The organism is Rhodocaloribacter sp. (assembly GCF_056451265.1).
In genome coordinates, this window is sequence record NZ_JBWOPL010000019.1 from 47,408 (window position 1) to 68,077 (window position 20,670).

At 64.9% G+C, this 20,670-nt stretch carries 11 protein-coding genes; 4 read left to right on the forward strand and 7 right to left on the reverse strand.

Annotation, left to right across the window (positions count from 1 at the left end):
• Positions 1-12 precede the first annotated feature (12 nt).
• Together AC1HIY_RS02280 and AC1HIY_RS02285 are read right to left on the reverse strand one after the other, a co-directional pair.
• Positions 13-2,316 carry an NADP-dependent malic enzyme gene (locus AC1HIY_RS02280; protein ID WP_479575080.1) on the reverse strand — a complete coding sequence of 768 codons (2,304 nt, stop codon included), beginning with the start codon at positions 2,314-2,316 and terminating at the stop codon, positions 13-15.
• 160 nt (positions 2,317-2,476) lie between these two features.
• On the reverse strand, positions 2,477-4,693 hold the full coding sequence (locus AC1HIY_RS02285) for an APC family permease (protein ID WP_479575081.1): 2,217 nt from the start codon (positions 4,691-4,693) through the stop codon (positions 2,477-2,479).
• 211 nt (positions 4,694-4,904) lie between these two features.
• On the opposite strand from AC1HIY_RS02285, the gene AC1HIY_RS02290 reads away from it, so the two are divergent.
• From AC1HIY_RS02290 to AC1HIY_RS02305, 4 genes are all read left to right on the forward strand, one after another.
• Positions 4,905-6,362, forward strand: a complete 1,458-nt coding sequence (locus AC1HIY_RS02290) for a peptidase dimerization domain-containing protein (protein ID WP_479575082.1) — start codon at positions 4,905-4,907, stop codon at positions 6,360-6,362.
• Between the two features lie 29 nt (positions 6,363-6,391).
• Entirely contained in the window at positions 6,392-8,515 is a 2,124-nt protein-coding gene (locus tag AC1HIY_RS02295; RefSeq protein WP_479575083.1) for a tetratricopeptide repeat protein, read from the forward strand.
• A 29-nt stretch (positions 8,516-8,544) separates the two neighbouring features.
• Positions 8,545-10,062, forward strand: coding sequence for a M24 family metallopeptidase (locus AC1HIY_RS02300; protein ID WP_479575084.1), 1,518 nt, complete (start codon positions 8,545-8,547; stop codon positions 10,060-10,062).
• Positions 10,063-10,539: 477 nt separating this feature from the next.
• Entirely contained in the window at positions 10,540-11,145 is a 606-nt protein-coding gene (locus AC1HIY_RS02305) for a carboxypeptidase regulatory-like domain-containing protein (RefSeq protein WP_479575085.1), read from the forward strand.
• 3 nt (positions 11,146-11,148) lie between these two features.
• On the opposite strand, the gene AC1HIY_RS02310 is transcribed toward AC1HIY_RS02305, so the two are convergent.
• From AC1HIY_RS02310 to AC1HIY_RS02330, 5 genes are all read right to left on the reverse strand, one after another.
• On the reverse strand, positions 11,149-14,397 hold the full coding sequence (locus AC1HIY_RS02310) for a carboxypeptidase-like regulatory domain-containing protein (RefSeq protein ID WP_479575086.1): 3,249 nt from the start codon (positions 14,395-14,397) through the stop codon (positions 11,149-11,151).
• A gap of 143 nt (positions 14,398-14,540) precedes the next feature.
• Complete coding sequence (locus AC1HIY_RS02315; RefSeq protein WP_479575087.1) at positions 14,541-14,690, reverse strand: hypothetical protein; 150 nt, start codon at positions 14,688-14,690, stop codon at positions 14,541-14,543.
• A gap of 123 nt (positions 14,691-14,813) precedes the next feature.
• On the reverse strand, positions 14,814-15,293 hold the full coding sequence (locus AC1HIY_RS02320; protein ID WP_479575088.1) for a hypothetical protein: 480 nt from the start codon (positions 15,291-15,293) through the stop codon (positions 14,814-14,816).
• A 238-nt stretch (positions 15,294-15,531) separates the two neighbouring features.
• Entirely contained in the window at positions 15,532-16,818 is a 1,287-nt protein-coding gene (locus AC1HIY_RS02325) for a RagB/SusD family nutrient uptake outer membrane protein (RefSeq protein ID WP_479575089.1), read from the reverse strand.
• A gap of 89 nt (positions 16,819-16,907) precedes the next feature.
• Positions 16,908-20,117: a SusC/RagA family TonB-linked outer membrane protein gene (locus tag AC1HIY_RS02330; RefSeq protein ID WP_479575090.1), complete on the reverse strand. Its 3,210-nt coding sequence runs from the start codon at positions 20,115-20,117 to the stop codon at positions 16,908-16,910.
• Positions 20,118-20,670 lie beyond the last annotated feature (553 nt).

The following is a 20,670-nucleotide window of genomic DNA, read 5'->3' on the forward strand; positions in this document are numbered from 1 at the left end:
CCGCGCGCGCCGTCAGCCGACCGGTTCGAGCCGCGCCCCGGCGTGTGCGATGTCCTGCGCATCCACGGCGGCGATGGCGGTCAGGTTCACGATGGCGCTCACCTCGCTCCCCCTCGCCAGCAGATGGATCGGCTTCGCCATTCCGATGATGATCGGGCCGATGGTGTGCGCCGTGCTGAGCTTGTTCAACAATTTCAGGCTGATGTTGCCCGCGTCGAGGTTGGGGAAGATGAGCAGGTTCGGCCGTTTTTTCAGGTCGGCGAACGGGAAATGCTCCTCCAGGGCCTTCGCGTCGAGCGCCACGTTCGCCTGCACGGGTCCGTCCACGTGCAGATCGGGACGCATCGCCTTGATGCGCCGCACCGCCTCGGCCACCTTCTCCGTTTCGGGCGAGCGGACCGAACCGAAGTTCGAGAACGACAACAGCGCCAGGCGCGGCTCGATGTGGAGCCGTTCGACCTCGGAGGCGGCCATGAGCGCGATCTCGACGAGGTCCTCGGCGTCCGGGTCGATGTTCACCGCGCAGTCGGCCAGGAAATACTGCTGGTTGTCCTCGTGCAGCATGTACATCCCGGCGGCGATACGACCGCCTTCGCGCGGGCCGATGATCCGGAGCGCGGGCCGAAGCACCTCGGGATAGTTCACCGAGACGCCCGCCACCAGAGCGTCCGCGTGCCCCTGATGAACCATCATCGTGCCGAAGTAGAAATAGTTGCGCATGTCGAGCGCGGCGCGGCTCTGCGTGACGCCTTTGCGTTGCCGCAGGCGATAGTAGGCCTGCACGTATGCGTCGAAATGCGGCCACCGTTTCGGCTCGACGATCTCGATGCCCTTCAGGCTGTGATGATGCGCCTCGAACTGCGCCACGATGTCGGCTTTTTTGCCGAGGAGGATGGGCCGGGCGATGCCTTCGTGCGCCACCTCACTGGCGGCCCAGATGATCTTCGGGTCCGTCCCCTCCGGAAAGACGATCCGCCGGGGATCCCGCTTCGCGCGGATGAACGTCTTGCGCATCACCTCGCGCGACCAGTCGATCCGGTCCATGAGTTGCTCCCGATATGCGGCGAGGTCGACGGGGCGACGGGCCACGCCGGTGCGCATGGCGGCCTCGGCCACGGCGGCGGCTTCCCACACGAGCACGCGCGGGTCGAAAGGCTTCGGGATGATGTATTCGGGGCCGAAGACGAGGTCCTCGCCGTCATACGCCCGTTTGACCGACTCCGGCACGTCTTCCCGCGCCAGCCGCGCCAGCGCGTGCGCCGCCGCGCGCTTCATCTCCTCATTGATCGCCGAGGCCTCGACGTCGAGTGCGCCGCGGAAGATGAACGGGAAGCCGAGCACGTTGTTGACCTGGTTCGGGTAGTCGCTCCGCCCCGTCGCCACGATGCAGTCGGGGCGGGCGGCGCGCGCCGCTTCGTAGGTGATCTCGGGATCGGGGTTGGCCATCGCGAAGATGATGGGCCGCTCGGCCATCGTCCTGACCATCTCGGGCGTGAGCACGCCCTTGACCGAGACGCCGCAAAAAACGTCGGCCCCGCGGACGGCGTCGGCGAGGGTGCGGGCTTCGGTCTCGCGGAAGAACCGGTCCTTGTACGGGTTCCGGCCTTCGTCCCCGCGACCTTTCCAGAGGATGCCCTTGCTGTCGGCCATGAGCACGTTTTCGGGGCGCACGCCGAGGGCTACGTAAAAGTTGGCGCACGCGATGCCCGCCGCGCCCGCGCCGCTGAAGACCACCGTCACTTCGTCGATCTTCTTCCCCACCAGTTCGAGCGCGTTGATCAGCGCCGCGCCCGAGATGATGGCCGTGCCGTGCTGATCGTCGTGAAAGACGGGAATGTTCATCGTCTCCTTGAGGCGTTCCTCGATGTAGAAGCACTCGGGCGCTTTGATGTCTTCGAGGTTGACGCCGCCGAAGGTCGGCTCCATGAGTTGGACGGCTCGGATGAGTTCGTCCGGGTCCTCGGTGTCGAGTTCGATGTCGAACACGTCGATGTCGGCGAAGCGTTTGAAGAGCACGCCTTTGCCCTCCATGACGGGTTTGCCCGCCAGCGCGCCGATGTTGCCGAGGCCGAGCACGGCGGTGCCGTTGCTCACGACGGCGACGAGGTTGCCTTTGGCCGTGTAGGTACGCGCGAGCGAGGGGTCGCGCTTGATCTCCAGACAGGGCGCGGCCACCCCGGGCGTATAGGCCAGCGACAGGTCGCGCTGCGTATAACACGGCTTCGTCGCCACGACCTCGATCTTGCCTCTGCGTCCGCGCGCGTGATAGTCGAGGGCGGCCCGCCGGAGGGCGTCGGATTCGCCGTTCGTGTTCATGACCCACCTCCTCACATTCGTCGAATGAAGCGCCCCGGGCGTTCCCGGGCGGAAGCTCCGGGGTTTTCGTCAAGGTGCGAAGGCGGGAGGTGCGGCGCTGACGTGCAAGCAGACGTCTTTGATGTAAGGGAAAGGCGGAAAAGACGTGTAAGGCTCCGCCCTACGTTTCGTCGGCGGCCTCCTGTGGGAGCAGCACCTCGCCGAAGGCCAGATCCTCGGCGGCCAGGACGAAGACCGTCGTCGGCAGGCCCGCGACGCGGCGCTGGAGCTGCTCATAGTACGCCTCGAAGTCGTCTTGCGGCTCGGCCATGCCGAGGAAGACGAGGTCGGCATCGCGCGAGGAAGCGTGGAGGATCTCATCGAAGGTCCTCCCACCGCCGACGAGCACGTCCGGGATGGCGCCCGTGCGCAGCTCGCTCATCACCCGTTCGAGGTTGCGATGCGCCACCACCGCCGCCTCTGCCGTCGGCGTAACCATCTTGATACGCACCTCCGCGCCGCGCCAGTGAAGGCTCGTGCGGAGGAGGTAGGCGAGGATCATCATGAGGCTGCCGTTCTTTTTCATCCCGCCCCACCACACGTCGATGCGGCGGCGACGCCCGAAACCGCGCCGTTCGTCGTGTCGGATGATGAGGGTATTGCGGCGCGCCCCGTAAAAATGCGCGATCATCTCGCAAAAAGCCGCGCGATGCTCCGGGTTCTCGCTGTCGCCGAGGAGGATCGTGTTCGGCACGAGCGCACCGAGGCCGTAGAGTTCGACGAGCCGTTCCGCGCCCACGAACGGGCTCGGCGCGGCAACCACGCGCACGAGGGCCTGCACCCCTTGTTTGAGCAGATACTCCCGGATCGTCGATTCCATCGCCGCCGCCCGCTCCGTGGTGATGCGCGCGCGCGGGAGGACGGTCGAGACGGTCAGAATGGCGCGGTTGTGCGAGAGCGACGAGGCGAAGTCGATCAGATGCCACCGGCGGGTGGGCGCGCCGGAGAGCACGAGCAGATGGGGCCGCCAGTTTTTGGCGTCCGGCCGGGCGTCGAGGCGGAGGAGCCCGGCCCGCGTGAGGTTCATCCATATGCCCCGCCGCACGTCGCCCCAGGCGCTGTGCAACTCCTGCCGTTCGAGCCAGAGAAAGATCGCCACCACGATGAGCGTCGCCGCCACGGTCGCGGCCGGATTGATGAGGAACATCACGCTGACACAGCCGAGTGCGCCGAGCAGCGACCATCCCCAGTGCACCTTGAGTTCGGGCCGGAAGGAAGGGTTGCCGAGGAAGCGTTCGAGGCCTGCCGCCACGTTGAGCACGCCGTACGTGGTGAGGAAGAACATTGTGAGCACCGGCGCGATGAAGTTGAGGTCGCCCAGGAGGACGGCCGTGAGCGCCACGCCGAAGGTCACCGCCGTGCCGATGCGGGGCTCGTCGTCGGGGCCGCTGCCTTTGCCGAGGAAGCGGAACGCCGCCGGCAGGACGCCGTCACGGGCGAGCGCCTGGAGCACGCGGGGCGCTCCGAGGATGCTCCCGACGGCGCTCGAGAGGGTCGCACCCCAGACGCCCAGGAGGATGGCGTCGCCCCAGAAGGCCATCCGCCGCATGATGAGCGGGTCGGCGATGAGCTGCCCGGGCGTGGCCCAGCGATCGAGAAAGAAGGGGATGATCATGTAGACGAGGTACCCCGCCCCGATGGCCAGAAGCGTTCCGCGCGGGATCGACCGGCCGGGGTCGCGGAGGTCGCCGGAGAGGTTGACGCCCGCCATGATGCCCGTCACGGCCGGGAAGAAGACGGCAAAGACCACCCAGAAACTCGACCGCGTGGAGAGGTCCGCTTCCGGCCCGCCCTCGACCGGCCCGCCGAGAAAGAGCGAGAGGAGCGACAGAGCGATGGCCGCCATGATGAAGTACTGCACGCGGATGGCCGCCTTCGCCGACTTGAGCGCGAGCAGCGCCACGCCGACGGTGGTCAGGATGCCGACGAACTTCAGGTCGAGCGAAGGGAAAACGTCGACCACGCTCTCGGCAAAGCCGATGGTATAGAGCGCCACCGAGAGGGCCTGTGCGAAGTACAGGGGGATGCCCACCGCGCCCCCCGCCTCGATGCCGAGCGAGCGGCTGATCATGTAATAAGCCCCCCCTACCCGCACGCGCTGCGCCGTGGCGATGGCCGAGATCGAGAGGCCCGTCAGAAAAGTGATCGCGGTCGAGAGCGTCACGATCAGGAGCGTGCCCCACAGACCGACGTTGCCGACGACCCATCCAAAACGGAGGTACATGATCACGCCGAGGATCGTCAGGATCGAGGGCGTGAAGACCCCGTCGAACGTCCCGAGACCGCCGCCGGACACAGGGTTCGGAACGGAGGCGTTCCCGGCTTTCGTATGCGACATAGTCCTCCTTCGCGGACACGTGGGGAGAAAAGATCGACCGGGAAACTACAAATCCCGGAGACAAGCTACCCGCCGACGCCGCACAATTCACGATCCCCTTCTTTTTCGCGTCGGGAAGCCCTGCCCGCGACCGCTTGTTTTTCTTCGGACAAGTCTTAGATTACGGGATCATGAACCCCCGCCGCCCCTCCCTCACCCGCCTCACGGAGCCATGCGTCTTTCCTTTCCGATCCTCGCCTTCCTCACGGCGTGGAGCACGGTCGTTCATGCCCAGACCACGCCCACCGAGCGCGCCGCCGCCGCCGAGATCCTCCGGCAGATCGACGCCCTCGAAGCCCGCCTTGCCCCGACCGAACGCGCCCGCGCGATGGCCGCCACGGACGACCCCGAGCGCGACCGCATCCTCGCCCGCGTCGAGACGTTGTGGTCCGACGGTCTCCGCGACCTGAGCGACCACATCGGGCTGAACCCCGAGGTCGGCTGGCAGGAATACGAGACCGTCGATACGCTCAGCGCCGTTCTCGACGCACTCGGCTTCGTCGTCGAACGCGGTCAGGCGGGGCTCGAGACGGCGTTCGTCGGGCGATGGGACAGCCCCGCCGGCACGGACGGCCCGACGCTCGGCATCATCGTCGAGTACGATGCCCTGCGCGGCGTCGATGAACCGTTCCACGGATGCCAGCACAACGCCCAGAGCCCGGTCGGCTTCGCCGTGGCCGCCGCGCTCGCCGAGCACATGACCCGCACCGGCACGCCGGGCCGTCTCCGCGTCTACGGCACGCCTGCCGAGGAGGTGGGCCCTCCCGCGAAAACGATCCTGTGGCAGGCCGGCGTCTTCGATGAGGCCGACGTGCTCCTCCGAAGCCACGGCACGGATGAGACGAGCCGGGGACGCGCCGGCTTCGGCGTGTGCTGCCTGAACATCAACGAGGTCAAGTATACCTTCAAGGGACGGCCCGCGCACCAGAGGAGTTCGTGGAACGGACGCAATGCGCTCGCGGCGGCCGTGCAGTTCTACACCTCCGTCGATCATCTCCGCCCCACCTTCCGGCCCGAGGCTTCCATCCAGGGCGTCATCCCCGAGGGCGGCGTCGCGCCGAACGTGGTGCCGGACCGCGCCGTGGTGGATTATTACATCCGATATCCCGATGAGGTCTACCTCGCGCACATGCAGCGTATGATCGACAACGCCGCCCGCGCCGCCGCGCTCGCCACCGGCACGGAGGTAGAGATCGACCGGTACGGCGAGTACCGCGACGGCATCAGCGTGGGCACACTCGAAGAGCTCTCGTTCGCCTTCGCCGAGCGGCTCGGAGCGCCGAGGCTCGTCGCGGAACCGCAACGCCCCGCCGGATACGAGGAGACCGGCTTCGTCACACGCGACATCCCCGGCCTCGGCGTGAGTGTCTTCAGCTCCCCCGCCCCCGCGCATTCGTATGAACGGTGGAAAGATTCCCTCACCCCCGTCGGCCACACCGGCTTCCTCCTCGACGCAAAGATCATGGCCGCCGTGCTGTACCATTTCCTGATCGACGAGGACTTTCGCGAGACGGTCAAGGAAGAGCACCGCATCCTCTCCGGACTCTTCGACCAGTATCTCGAACGCCTCCACGAAGCCTATGCGCCAGAGATCGAAGAACCCACCGCCGCGCCTTCGGGCGGAAAATGAAAGCATCCGAGCGAAGCGCTCGTATTGACGTGAAACCCATTCTTCCATCCGTTCTCGCTGCCTCGTTCGCGCTTTTCGTCTTCGGATGCGCGAAGCCGTCCGAGCCGCCGCGCGGGGCCGAGCCGGTCGTTCGCACCGCCGCCGCGCCCCTCGTCGCCAACGCCGACGCGGCGTACGTGGGCGACGAGGCGTGCGCGTCGTGCCACGAGGACATCGCCGAGACGTACCGGCAGACGAACATGGCGCGCGCGATCTCGCGGTTCGACCCGGCGACCGCGCCCGAGCGCTTCGACGACACCGTCGTGCACAACGCGCGCACGAACCTCTCCTACGAGGTCTTCGTCCGGAACGACACGCTTTTTCAGCGCGAGTTCCGCACCGACGCCGGGGGCAACGTGATCCACGAGCGCATCCACCACGCCGACTTCGTGATTGGCTCCGGGAACGCCACGCGGTCGTATCTCATGCAGGTGAACGGGTACCTCACCGAGATGCCGGTGACGTGGTACGTGCATCGCGAGGCGTGGGACATGAGCCCCGGCTATGAGGAGGCGAACGACCGCTTCGAGCGACAGATCAACCTCGCGTGCGTCACGTGCCACGACGGCCCGGTCGAGCATACGCCGTTCACGCAGAACCACTATACGGAGGTGCCGCTCGGCATCACGTGCGAGCGGTGCCACGGTCCGGCGAGCGCGCACGTGGCGAAGTGGCAGGCGGCTCCGGACGAAGCCAACCCGGAGGAAGCCGACCCGGAGGAAGCCGACCCGACCATCGTCAACCCCGCGCGTCTGAGCCGGGGCCGCCGGCTCTCCGTGTGCCAGCAATGCCACCTCGCGGGCGTGCTCGTCTTCAAGCCGGGCGAGGACCCGACCACATTCCGCCCCGGCATGCCCCTGGCCGCACACCACACCGTCTTCGTCCCCGACCTCGAACTGACCGATGCCGAGGCCGTCGGCATCGACTCGCACCCCGTCCGCCTTGCCCGGAGCCGGTGTTATCAGCAGAGCGACATGACCTGCGGCTCCTGCCACGACCCCCACACCCCGAAGGCGCTCCTCGACCCGAACCACTATAACAACGCCTGCCTGACGTGCCACGACGCCGGGCACGAGGCCGTGTGCGCGCGTCCCGAGGCCTCGTCCACCGCCGAAGCCGTCACCGGCGACTGCGTCTCGTGCCACATGGCGCAGGGCGGCACCACGAACGTGCCGCACGTCATCTTCACCGACCACTGGATCCGCCGCCGTCCCGGCCCGCCCCGCGACCCCGACGCGGGCCGCCCCGCCTTCGACAGCCCCCTGCCGATGCATCTGATCGCGCTTCAGGAGAAGGGCCGGAGCGCCCACATCATCGCCCCGCGCACCTCGCATACCGCCGAAGACGACCTCGAAGCAGCCATCGCCTACCTCGACTTTTACGAGACGATGCACCGCGTCCCGGCGTACGTCGACTCGGTCCTTTTTTACGCGCGGCGCGGCTTCGCACGGGGCGCGGATCACGTAGAGGCCCGCATCGCATGGGCGCGGGCGCTCGGCGAGAAAGACTCGCTCGCGGCGGCGGTGACGGTGCTTTCCGAGGCTGCGAGCGCCTATCCCGAACACGCCTGGGTGCAGTTCTGGCTCGGCTCTTTCCACGACGCGCTCGGCCACACCGACGAAGCCCTGGCCGCGCTCCGCCGCGCCGTCGCCCTGGCGCCGAAGCTCATCGAGGCGCAGGTCAAGCTCGGCGAGACGCTCCTCCGGGCCGGGCTGACGGCAGAAGCCACGACGCAGTTCGAGAAGGTTGTCGCGCTCGACCCTGCCCATCGCCCGAAGGCATGGCACAACCTCGGCCTGCTCTACCTTCAGGCGCAGCGACCCGACGACGCCGCCCACGCCTTCACCGAAGCCCTCCGCCTCGACCCCGACCTCGTCGACGCCTATGTTCAACTCGGCACCGTGTACCTGACGCAAAAAAAGCTCGACGCGGCGGCCCGGCAGTTTTACCGGGCGATCCTCACGGCGCCGGACAACCCCGCCGGCTACGGCAGCCTCGGGCTCGTGTACCTCCAGGCCGGGCGCAAGGCGGAAGCCCGTCGGCTCTTTGAGAAAGTGCTCGAACTCGATCCGGGCAACGCCCATGCGCGGACGTTGCTCGAACGCTTGCGATAAGCCCTCCCCCCATCCCTCCCCACACGACCATGACGTACAACCGACGCGACTTCATGATGATGGCGGGCCTTGGCCTCGGCGGCTCCGTCGTCACCGGGCCGAAGGCCGTATGGCCGGACGAAAGCGCCATGGCCCGCGCCGAGCGAAACACCGACAGCTTCGCCTTGCTTCGCAAAGAGCAGAAGAAGCGACGCCATGAACTGCCCGCCGCCGCCGACTTCCACCGGCTGCCGCTCTCGTGGCATCAGGCGAAGGCTCGACAACTGAAGGAGGAGGCCCGCGCGCGCGGCGTCGACGGCGGGCTGCTCCTGACGAGCCGGTGGAACATCATCTACGCGACCGGCCTCTTCCATTCCACCACCGAGCGCCCCTTCGCGTGCTTCCTCCCGATGGATGACCCCGAAGGCCTCATCTGGCTCCACCCCGGCCTCGACCGCGAACTCGTCCATTCCTGGTGGAGCACCGAAGCTTTCGGCTATTTCGATTACCCCCACGCCGCCGGAGCCTTCCCGAACGAGGGCAAGGTCGTTCAGGGCGATACGGTGAACCTGTATCGATGGTGGGGCCAAACCCTCGCCGACCTCGGGTACGGCGACAAGACCATCGGCGCGGACATGAACGGCATGGCGGAGATCGGCGTGATGCCCGGACAGGCGGACAGCCCGCGTCGGAACATGACGGGCGAGACGGAGACGCCGAAAAAGACGCGTCCGAAGAGCGGCAAATGGGGCCACGTGGCCGCCGCCCTGCCCGAGGCACAGTTCGTCGACGTGTACGATATCCTGATGCGCCACCGCATCGTCAAGGACGAGATGGAGAACGCCCTGACCCAGCGCGCCATGGATTACTGGTCGGAGATCCACGCCTTCGCGCGCAACTACATCATGGAACGCGGCCTCGGCACGCTCGACTGGGAGATCCAGAACGCCGTCACGCTCTGGGGCATGCACCGCATCATGCAGGATATCCCGCAGACGGGCGAGCCGCACAACGCCGTCGGCATCTCCGTCGGCGTCGGATGCCGGACCGGGCGGAAGACGGCGTACCCCCACCCGAACCAGGTCTCATGGGCCCGCATCGAGCCGGGAGACGCGCTTCAGCTCGCGGGCGTCGTGCGCGTGGGCGGCTACGGCGGCGAACAGTATCGCTCCTTCCTCTTCGCCCCGTGGACGGACTGGCAGGAACACGTCTGGGACGTGCACACGCGCGCGTACGAGATTCAGGCCGAGCAATCTTTCGCCGGAAACACGTGCTCGAACGTCGCCAGGGACGTGCACGCCTATCAGGTCGCCCACGAATGCGCTCCGCTGATCTATCACCGCCCCGGCCACGGCGAAGGCATGGAGGGACACCAACCACCCTACCAGTCCCTCGGCGACTATACCGTGATGGAAGCCGGGATGCATTTCTCGAACGAACCGGGCCTGTACGACCCCGAGCACGGCTTCGGCTTCAACCATTCGAACAACATCCTCGTCGCCGAGAAAAAGGGCCTGCAGATGGGTACGGCGCCGGCAACGAAGGAGTGGTGCTTCCTGAAGCTCTGAACGCCTGTCCGAGTCTTCTGAGCAATCGTTCACCGGGCTTGCTTCGCCCCGGCATGCATGTCCGGAAAACGCATCCGCAAGGCCGCCGCTACATTTTTCACCGGGGTCCCTTTTATGAAAGGTATTCCCTTTTCAAGAACCCCCGGCCTTGTCTTTCACGCGCCCGGTCCTTCCCACGGAAGTGGAAATGGTCGCCGCATGCGTTACCTTGTCCAGGGTCCACGACCTTGCGCGAGAGGCTTCCGATGAACCCTCACGCGAGGCGTCCTGCGGCGTGCGACAGAAGCCCGGCCCGGGCGTTCGAAGCAGCCCTGTTCTCAGGTCCCCGCACCGTTGTCCGCGGACCGTATAGGGGCGTATCGCGTATGAGGTGTAATGAAAGAGCAGACCCGACAACTCAATGGGTAACCCGGGCGGAAGAAGCGACGGACGCCTCCTCCGCCCTTACCGTGTATCCCTTTTCCCCAAGGATTCCTTATGCTCAAAAAGCTACTGTTTCTCCTGAGCTTCGTCATGCTCACCTTCTCCGCGCTCGCCCAACAGGGGCAGAGCATCCGCGGGGTGATTGTCTCCGGTGGTCAGGGCGTAGAAGGGGTGACGGTGGAGCTTTCCGGCGCGAAGGCAGACACGACCGTCACCGACGCCGCGGGCAACTTCGAGTTCGCCGACCTCACTCCCGGCGACTACACCATCACCCCTCGAAGCGACAGCCTCACCTTCAATCCGGAGAGCCTGAGCGTCACCCTTTCGGGGGCGAGCGTCCTCCTGCCCGTCTTCGAAGCCGTGGTGGTCACCGCCACCGAAGCATCGCCGCCCGCCCACACATCGACGCTTTTTCAGAATTACCCGAACCCCTTTGCCGCATCTTCCGAGATCCGCTTCGAACTTGCCGCGGCCGGACCCGTCCGGCTCGAAGTCTATGATATGCTCGGGCGGAAGGTCGCCACGCTCGTTTCGGGGGTGCTCGGGCCGGGCGTCCATCGGGCGCGCTTCGAGGCGGGCGCACGCCCGAACGGGCTGTACGTCTATCGCCTGGAAACCCCGTCCGGTCCTCTCACGCGAACGATGACCCTCATGCGTTGACGCTCATCGTTCGAGCGTGAAGTCAAGCGCGCGCTCGACGGTGCGATGGTTGACCTCGTCGATGACGCGGACGATGATCCGGAGCGGGCCTTCGTCGATGCTCCGAAGGTCTACGCCGATGAACTCCTTCGCGGTGGTGGACGCCCCGGCGTATTCGGTATGAGCCGAGGTGCGTTTCTCTCCCCGACGTTCCGGATCGATCACGACCTCGTATTCGACCGCGTAGTGCACCCGGTCGTCCGCACCGAACGCGAGGTGGTATACTTCGAATTCGAGGCCGAGCGCCATGTCGGGCCGGAGCGTGGCAAACGGGAACGGCACGCTCGACGACGGATCGTCCGCGTTCTGGAACCGGACGATGCTGCCCTCCTCTTCGATGTAAACGGGCTTGAGGTCGCTCATCTCCAGCGTGAAGGGATCGCTGTTGAGCGGCATGAGATTATCATATTGCTGAACGCCCGTGCGGAGGTACGCTCCGCGCGACACGTCCTCGCCCGTCTCATCGGCGAGGTACTCGTCCCACTGCATCGCCAGGTGGTAGGGCGTCGTGCTGCCCGTCACCTCCACCATCTGAACGGGGGCCGGCGCGCCGCGCGGCAGATCGGAGGCGAGATAGCGAAGCGTCGTCGGCACGCGGCGACGATAGTCTTCCGAGTTCAGGTTGACCACCATCTCGATCAGGTACTTCTCGGGAGGCGGCGCCGACGAAGGGAGGGTGCGTTTGCGCAGTTTCTTCGAGATCGTCAGGCTGCCGGGGATGTGGCTCCAGTACACTTCGGTGCGCGTCGAGCCGTCTTCGTCGAGGAAGCGGGCGATGCGGCTCTCCACAGGCAGCGTTTCGAGCGCGTCGGTGATGCGGGAGAAGGCGCGCGGCGCTTCGTCTTCCCGCCGCCGGACAGCCTCACGGGCCAGCCGGTCGAACTTAGCCTCGGCGCTGTAAACGAACGAGAGCGCCGAAGCCGAAACCGACCGGTTGTCTCCAAACTCCGTCGCGCGAATGTCCGACTCCTGATATTCGAGCTCTTCGACCTGCTTTTCATAGACCGGATGGTAGAGCGCCAGTTGCGCGTAGAGTCCTTTCCGCAACTCGAAGAGCGCTTCCGCCATCACCTGATTGGCGGGCGCCTGGACGCCGCCGGGATTGCTCAGCGTGGCCGGGTCGGTGTGCCCCACCCCTCGACGTTTGTGCGCGCTCTTCAGGTCGTCCGGCACCAGATCTTCGGGAGAAGCTTCCTGATAGCGCCCGCCCTTGAGCACGAAGACGTAGTGGATGAGGTCGTCCACGTGACGGTACGTCCAGAATTCGTTCATCGGAGCGATGAGCGTGCCGGGCATCGGATAGGCATTCTCCCGGAGGATCTGCGTGGCGCGGGAGACGTCGACCAGGATGGTGTTTTTCGAGTAGGGCGGGCCGTATCGTACGTAGGCTTCGCCCCGGTCGTCAAAGCCCGCCGGCGAGCCGTTGAAAGCAAAGTTTTTCACCGAATACGCCACGCGCGCCAGGTGCTCGGCCACCCGTTCGTTCAGCGGGCTGGCCGGCAGGGGGTCCTGACTGCGCCAGAACGTCGACAGGAAGTCGCCGGCGTCGGAGCGGAGGCGCAGGCCTTGCAGCAACGGGCCGGGGCGTCCTTCGATCACGCGCTCCCGCTCATCGTCGGTCAGAATCGGGAGCATTTGCGCCACGTGCCGCCGTACGATGGCCGCATCGGCCTCGGAGAGCGGCGCCCCGGCGCGTTCGAGGATCGCCAGGTAAGCGAAGGAGGCTTTTTCGTACGACGTTTGATCCTGATGATCGAAGACGCTCCGCACGAAGGTGTCGGCCAGACGCAACTCGAGCTTCTCTTTCTCGGCCAGCCCGTCGAGCCCGCTTCGCCACGCCTCGTGCGCCGCCGCCATGTGGCCGAGGGCTTCGTGCGCGACGCCGAGCCAGTATGCCGCCGAGCCGACATCGTCCAGATAGAAGCCGGGATCCGTCGCCACGACCAGCTGGAGCCGCCGGATCGCCTCGTCGTAGCGTTCCTCCTTCACCGCTGCGACGCCCTTACGAAGCGCGCGATCGAGGTTCATCCCCGGGACGCCGGCCACCTTTCCGTGGACGCGTCCCCATCCGTCCGGGTGATACTCCATCGGCAGGAGTTCCGCCACCCGCTCGAAATACCAGTATCCGAACTTCGTGAGGGCGTACGTATCCTCCACGAGTCCGTCCGTCGTGATGAGCACGTCGGGCTGGTTGAGCGCAATGTAAGAGACCTGCTCGTCCTCGCTCGTCCGGATCCGCCGGGCCGCATATTCCCGAAACTTGAGATACTGCGCGCTCGGCTGTTCCTTGAAATAGATGACCTTGAGGTAGCCGGGAAAGTTCAGCAGCCGTTCGAACGGCAGCGCTGCGGCTTCAAGCACCTCGTGCGGCTTCACCCCGTTGACGCGCGCCGCCGGTCGGTTGCCGGGCACGCCCGCGTACACCGATTCCTGACGCTTCTCTTCCGAGAGCAGCATGAACCCTTCCTCCCAGAGACGATCCCGAACGAGAGCGGTGAGGAAGTGCCGGAGCGACCCGTTATAGGCCTCACGCCGCCTTTTCTCCCACTTCTTCCGCTCCTTCTCGTCGACGGGCGTCATCTCCGTGAACCCGACCCGCCCGCTGTACTTCACGTAATGCCTTCGCTCCCGAAGCTCGAACTCATCGAGGACGAATTGCAGCAGATAGCCGAGCGCCCGGTTCTCGATCATCAGGGGTTCCCGCGCGTGCACGACGAAGCGTTCATCTTCGTCCTTGCCCACGTCAAAATCGAGCACTTCGGGGTTGAGGATCTCACATTTGGAGGCATTCTCCGAGACGCCGAGAAAAAACTTGCGGAAACGGTCGAAGCGCTTCTTCCACGTTTTCTCCGAAAGAGCCGTCACCTCGATCCCTTCACTCTCGATCACGCGGGGCGTGAGCCGGAAGGTGCGTTCGCGCGTTCCGACTTCTTCGAAGCGCATCCGCTCCGTGACCGCGTCATATCCTAGGAAAGACGCCACGACCTCGAGCGACCCCAGGGGCAAGCCGGTGATCGAGAAGAACCCTTCGGCGTCCGTGGAAGCGCCGAGCATGGTGCCGGCGACGAACACGTTGGCGCCGGGCAACGGCGCGCCGGTCACGGCGTCTCGGACGTATCCGGTGAGCGCGACGTCCGCACGTTGGGCTTCCGCCGAAAGCGCCGGGAGAAGCAGGAAAAAGAGGGCAACGAAGGGGAACGTCCGGAGTCTCATAACTATGCCTGAATAGACTTCTCACGCGCGTCTGACCGCCGGTCTTGCGTGAAAAGCGCATCGCAGAAGAGGACCCTGTTTGCCCGAGGCAAATCCTGCCGGGACCTCGAAGATATTTCTGCGTGCCTTCTGCCCGACGGCCGTTACGACCCGTCGACGACCACGGACTGATCGCCGCCGCCGTCGCCGCCGTCGGGGTTGCCGGAGCCGCCTTCCTTATCCGATCCGAAGAAATCACATCCGGACGCGGCAAGCGACAGCACCATCACGAGCAAAAGCAGAAAACGACGCATAGGATTCATCAGCGATTGTGAGCGAAAAGAAAACGGGAGACAGGCCCCGTCGTCGGTCGCGGGAACACCTGCCGAGGTGCTGAAACCCGATTTCTGCTTTATATGGCGTAAATACCGGAAAGTTTACAACTTATCCTCATCCACGACGAGGGGGCGGTCGCGGAAATTGTAAATGATGGTCACCGAGTCCTGATCGGCGTTGGGACGCCGGTCGCTTCGCAGCTTTCCATCGACCCAGAGGCGCGCCCACAACTCGTCGGCCTCCGGCGTAAAGCGACGAATCAGCACGTAGAACTGGTTGTTCTCACTGATGTCGAAGGTGCGCTCGAACGGAAGCGAAACCGTGAAGGTGTCGGACTGAAAGAGACGCACGAGGATGGTGTCTCCCAAAACCAGGCCGGAATCGTCGATAACGGGCTGACGCTGGGACAGGAAGTCAGAGGATACGATGAGTTCGCTCCGGGCGCCGCTCTTGCCCTCGATGCGGAGGCGGGCCTTGTCGGGCGGGTTGCTTCCGAAGAGGCCGCAGCCCGTGGCCGCCAGAAGCGGCAGCCACACCAATAGCCCGAACGGTTTCGCGAGCTGCTGTATGAGGAGGTTCATCGGTTTTCCGGGACGGTGCGTTTTGCGATTCAAACTCATGCGAGGCGGATGCGTCCGGGGAGCGCACAGTGCGCAGCCGCGTTCCGGACCGCGCCCCGTGCAATACGTGAGGTCATAGCCCAAAAACGCGGGAGAGCGGGAGCGGGAGCGAAAGCGCGTGAAGGAACGTCTCCTTCCGGCGTCTTCGCTGCCATGCCTCCACTCTCCCGCGCTTCCGAGCTACGGCCACCCGTAGGCGTTATTTCACCAGCGGGTTGGCTTCGATCTCAACCTTCGTGATCGGAAGGAACGTGCCCGGCCGCGTGGTGGCCGGCGTCCCGCTTTCCCACTCCGGCGATTGCAGGCCGAAGCGATAGAGGTCCGCCAGACGACGGCCCTGCAGGAAGAGGTTCACCGCGCGGGACTCGATGAGGAGATCCTGCGCATCCACCTGTCCGCTGTACGGCGTCAGGTCGTCGAAGGCGCGCACGTGGTTGATGTGCGTGGTGAAGCCGCTCATGTCCCCCTGGGCCAGCGCCGACTCGGCGAGGATCAGGTGCATCTCGCGCGCCGAGACGATCGGGAGATCGGCGTACTGGCGCTGGGCTACGAAGTCTTCGATGAAGGCCTTCAGGTACGGATGGACCTCACCGTCGATCATGTCCGGATAGGTCACCTCGTCCACCTTGTTGCCGGCCGCGTTGCGTTTGACCCACTTGTCGGTGAAGGTAAACTCGAGACGGTCGTTGATCTGACCCGCCATGTAGTTGTCGAGTTGGAAGCCGCCGTCGGTGATCAGCTTGAAGACGAAGTCGCCGTCCATCACGCCCAGCGCCGCCGCCGCTTCGGCCGCGCCCGCGTTCACGAGCGGGCTGCTCGTATTGACGGGGTTGACCTTTTGCCAGACGGCCTTGCTGTAGACGATCCGGGCTTTCATGCCCATCAGGGCGGCTTCGAGGTCGCCGCTCGGGTTGAGCGCCAGCGCCTTGTTCACCGAACCGAGCGCATGATCGTAGAGCGTGATCATGTTCTCCGGCCCGACGGGCGGCCCGGGCTCCGTGCGGTCCGACAACGTGAAGTCGTCGAACATGTCGGCGATGGTCGTGTAGATGATCGCGTTATAGAGATACACCCGGATGAGCGCGTTCGTGCTTCCGGCGCCCGCTTCCTGGAACGCCTCCAGCCGTCCGATGAATTCGTCGGTCATCCACCGGGCCTCGCCCACATAGGGGAAGGCCTGATCGGTGAACTCATTGCCCGAAAAGTCGATGACGCCGTCATCGAGCTGCCCCCAGGCGTCGCGCGAGCCCACCCAGGTGAGCTCGTCGGTGGCGACGGAATAGGGCGCGGTGATGTACGAAAGCGCACGGGTGACGGAGGCTTCCGCCCCGTTGGCCATGGGGTCGGCTGCCGCCGGGTTGCTCAGGTCGTCCTCCACCAGGTTGTTCGGGTTCTCGACGTCGAGAATCCCACATCCGGCGAGGGTCCATACGGCCAGTAGCGCGGCGCTGAGCGTCGGCGCCAGGCCTTTGATCCATTTCTTCATGATATCAGTCGTTTTGCATTCGTGGCTCAGGAAACCGGGGCGAGGAGCAGGAGGCCGAGCCGCCCTCCCTCGCCCGATCCGCACGTCGATTACAGCCCCATCCGAAGCGTGAACAGGAACCGCCGCGGGATCACGAAACCGAAGGCTTCGACGCCGTCGAGGAAGTTTTGCGAGAGCGATCCTCCCGCGCCGCGACCGACGGCGTTCAACTCGGGATCGACGCCGTCGTACTTCGTCCAGATCGCCAGGTTACGCCCGGAGACCGACAACGAGAGGCTGCGCACCCCGAGACGCTGCGTCATCGACCGCGGCAGGTCGTACGACAGGCTCACTTCGCGCCAGCGAATGAAATCGGCTTTCTTGATCGTGTTCAGACCACTGAAGGGCGAGAGCGCGAGATCGGTATTGAGCCACTCGCGCAACGCGTCGAGGCGCACCTGCGGGTTGTTCTGCGGGTTGCCGTTGGCATCGACGCCGCCCGTGATGTAGTTCAACTCCACGCGCGCGGACTGCGGCGTGTTGCGTCCGATGACCGGGTTGGCCTGCCGGAACGCCCCCGTGAGGTTGTTCACGTAGTAGTTGCCGGTCCGGTACTCGAACATGGTCGAGAAGGTGAAGTTACGCAGGAACTTCACCGAACCGCCGAACGAGCCCGACCAGTCCGGCGTGGGCTTGCCGAGGAAGTGGGTCAACTTGCCCGTCAGCAAGTCGTCCGGGTTCGGATCGTCGGCCAGCAGAATGATGCTGGTCGTATTGGGCAGACGCGCGCTGCTCTCGTCGAGACCGCTCAGGAAGTCGAGGATCTGCGATTCCGTGTCGGGCTGGCCGTCGCCGTTGAAGTCCACCGGAAGCGAGCCGGAGGGCACGTCGAGGAGCTTGGCGCCGAAGTTGGTTCCGGGCGCATAGCCTTCGGTCAGATAGTTCCGGTAACGCGGATAGCTGCCGCCGACCTTGATCGGCGGAGCGCCGCCCATGTCGGTCACTTTCTCCCACAGGTAAGCGCCGTTGGCAAACAAGTTGACCGACGTTTCGGACGAGTTATAGACCAGCGCGTTCAACTGCAGTTCAAGTCCCCGTCCCTTGAGCTCGCCGATGTTGTCGAGCTGCGTGGAGCGGAAGCCGCCGGAGACCGGGAACTGCCGGTCGATGAGCGCATCCTTGACGGTCCGGTCCCAGTACGTCGCTTCGAAGCCGAGCCGGTCGCTGAAGAGCCCCGTCTCCATGCCGACTTCCCACTCGGTCGAAATCTCCGGCTTGAGTTCCGGGTTGCCGAGGTTGCTCGGCACGATGCCCGGGCCGTTCTGCGAGGAGAGCGCCGTATAGGTGGTCAACGCGTCGAAAGCGCCGGGCTGCAGCCCCGACTTCCCGAGGGCTGCGCGGAACCGGAGCGACGTGATCGGCCCGATGGGACGCCAGAAGTGCGCGTCCGACGGGATGAACGAGGCCGAGACCTTCGGATAGAAGACCGTGCTGAAATCGGAGCCGAACGCCGAGTTGGCGTCGAGGCGTCCGCCGGCGGTCACGTAGAGGTAGTTGTTGAAGCCGACCTGCTCCTGGAAGAAGACGCCGATGTTGACGATCTCCGAGAAGAACTCAAAGACGTCTTCGACCGAGGCGGCCCCGGCCACGTTGAAACCGGGCCCCGGGAAGTTGACGCCGCTGCCCTGCAGGATGTCGCGGTTGGTCACGAAGCCCTGCGAACCGAAGAGGAACGTCGATTCCAGCTTCTCGGTCAGTTCGTTCCGGAGCGTGCCCTTCACGTCGAAGGTGAGTTCGAGGTTGTTCGTCGTCCGGTTGTCGCGGCTGCCGTCGGGCTCACTGCCGGAGAAGCCGTCGATGTTCCAGCCGAAGGGCCGCACGTCGGTGTCCTTCTGCGTCGTAAAGTCTACGCCGAAGGTGGCGTCGAGGGTCAGCATCTCCAGGGGCCGGTAGTTGGTGCCGAGGCTGCCCACGAACCGTTTGACGTTCTGCTGGAGCACCTGCTGCATCGCCTCGTTGACCGTGGCGAAGGCCACCGTGCCGGTCTGGTTGTTGTACCGAACAAGCTCGGGCTTGCTGAACTGCGCCAGCGAAGAGACCCCGTAGATGTTGTTGTTCGAGTCCATCGTCTCGAGGAACGAGTCCGTATAGCTCGACGTGATGCGGAACTGCAGCTTGTCCGTCGGGAAGATGTTCAGGCTGGCCGTGGCCTGGGCGCGCCGGGCGATGTCCTCCACGCGCGTCGTGACGCCGGGCGGATACCGGCGTCCCTTCTTGCCGCCGAAGGGTCCGTCTTCGCGGAACCACCGGACGCTGGCGAAATAGGTGATCCCCGGCGAGCCGCCGCTGACCGACGCGGAGTACGTCTGGCCGTTGCCGGTCTCGTAGAGGTCTTCCATGAACTCCCGCTCGACGATCTGATAGGGGCGCAGCCCGGACACGTTGAGCCACTTGGCCATCGTATCGGCCTGTGCCTGCGAGCGCGCAAAGCCCGTGTTGGCGTCATAGACCTTCGGGTAAACGCTCGCCGACTGCTGGATGCTGAAATTGAACCGCGGCGGACCTACGCTGCCCCGCTTCGTGAAGATCTGAATGACGCCGTTCGAAGCTTCCGAGCCGTAGAGCGTGGCCGCGGCCGCCCCTTTGAGCACTTCGACGCGCTCGATGGATTCCGGGTTGATGTCGTCGAGCCGCGAGGGCGAACCGCCCGGGTTGAACGTGAGGCCGCCGCCGTTGTTGGCGCGCACGCCGTCGATGTAGATGATGGGCTCGTTGCTCTGAGAAAGGCTCGCCGAACCACGGATGCGGATGCGCGCGCCCTCTCCCGTCTGACCGCCCGAGGGCAGTCCCACGAGACCCGGCTCACGGCCCTGCAGCACGTCCGAAAACGTCTGGATGGGGGCCGACTCCAGCTGCGAGACGTCGATGGTGCCGATCGAGTTGCCGAGTTTACGCTTCTCGACGGGACCACCGGCGCCGGTGACCACGACCTCATCGAGGTTGATGGCCGCTTCTTCCATGAGCAGGGGGAGCGTCTCCGTCTCTCCGTCCAAAAGATCCACCTCGGTGCGAATGGTGCGATATCCGACGAAACGCACTTCGAGGCGGTGTTTGCCCGCCGGCACGTTTTCGATGATGAAGTCGCCGTCAAGGTCTGTCACGGCGCCCATGTTCAGGTCCACGAGCAATACCTGGGCTCCGGGCAACACATCCCCGGTGCTGCTCTCCATGACGGTCCCCTTGATCGTGCCTTGTGCGGCAGCCTGCAAGGGGAAACACAACAGGAGCAGGGCGAATAACGGTAGTATCCGTCCTTTCATCTGGTACCTCCTCTACTTAGTGGGTAAGGAAATTTGCTTTCGCCATAGAAGCGATGCGCAAAGACTTGCCTCGATGTGCCGCCGTCCCGAACGAATATGGCCATTCGGAAGCCACAGAGGTATGCCGGAGCCGTCAGATGTGTCGCGCACACGTACCGGGAGCTATCCCGGAAACCCCGTCATGATCAGATTGCGGTGTGAAGCTGCGGTCTTACGAAGCAATGGTGGGCAACGAAACGCTTCTACAGGTCGAAAGCTAATGAAGCTTTACCTCTAATTCAAAAAAAATTGTCCACGGGTAAAGTCAAAAAAAATGGGACATTGGAATTGCGCGGACCGGAGGAATGTCCAGAGACATCCCGGTCTCGTACCTTTTACGCATAAACGTTCCCGAAAAAGCGCTTTTCGAATCCCTTCTCGGCTCCGCTCCTTTTTGCCGATCAAGGAGCCCCTTTTTCCTCGAGACGATTTTTTTTGTTGAACGGCCGTCCTGAATGGTCGTAACCCGCCCTCGTTTCTCATCGTACACCCGGCATCATCAGCCGCCGTCGCA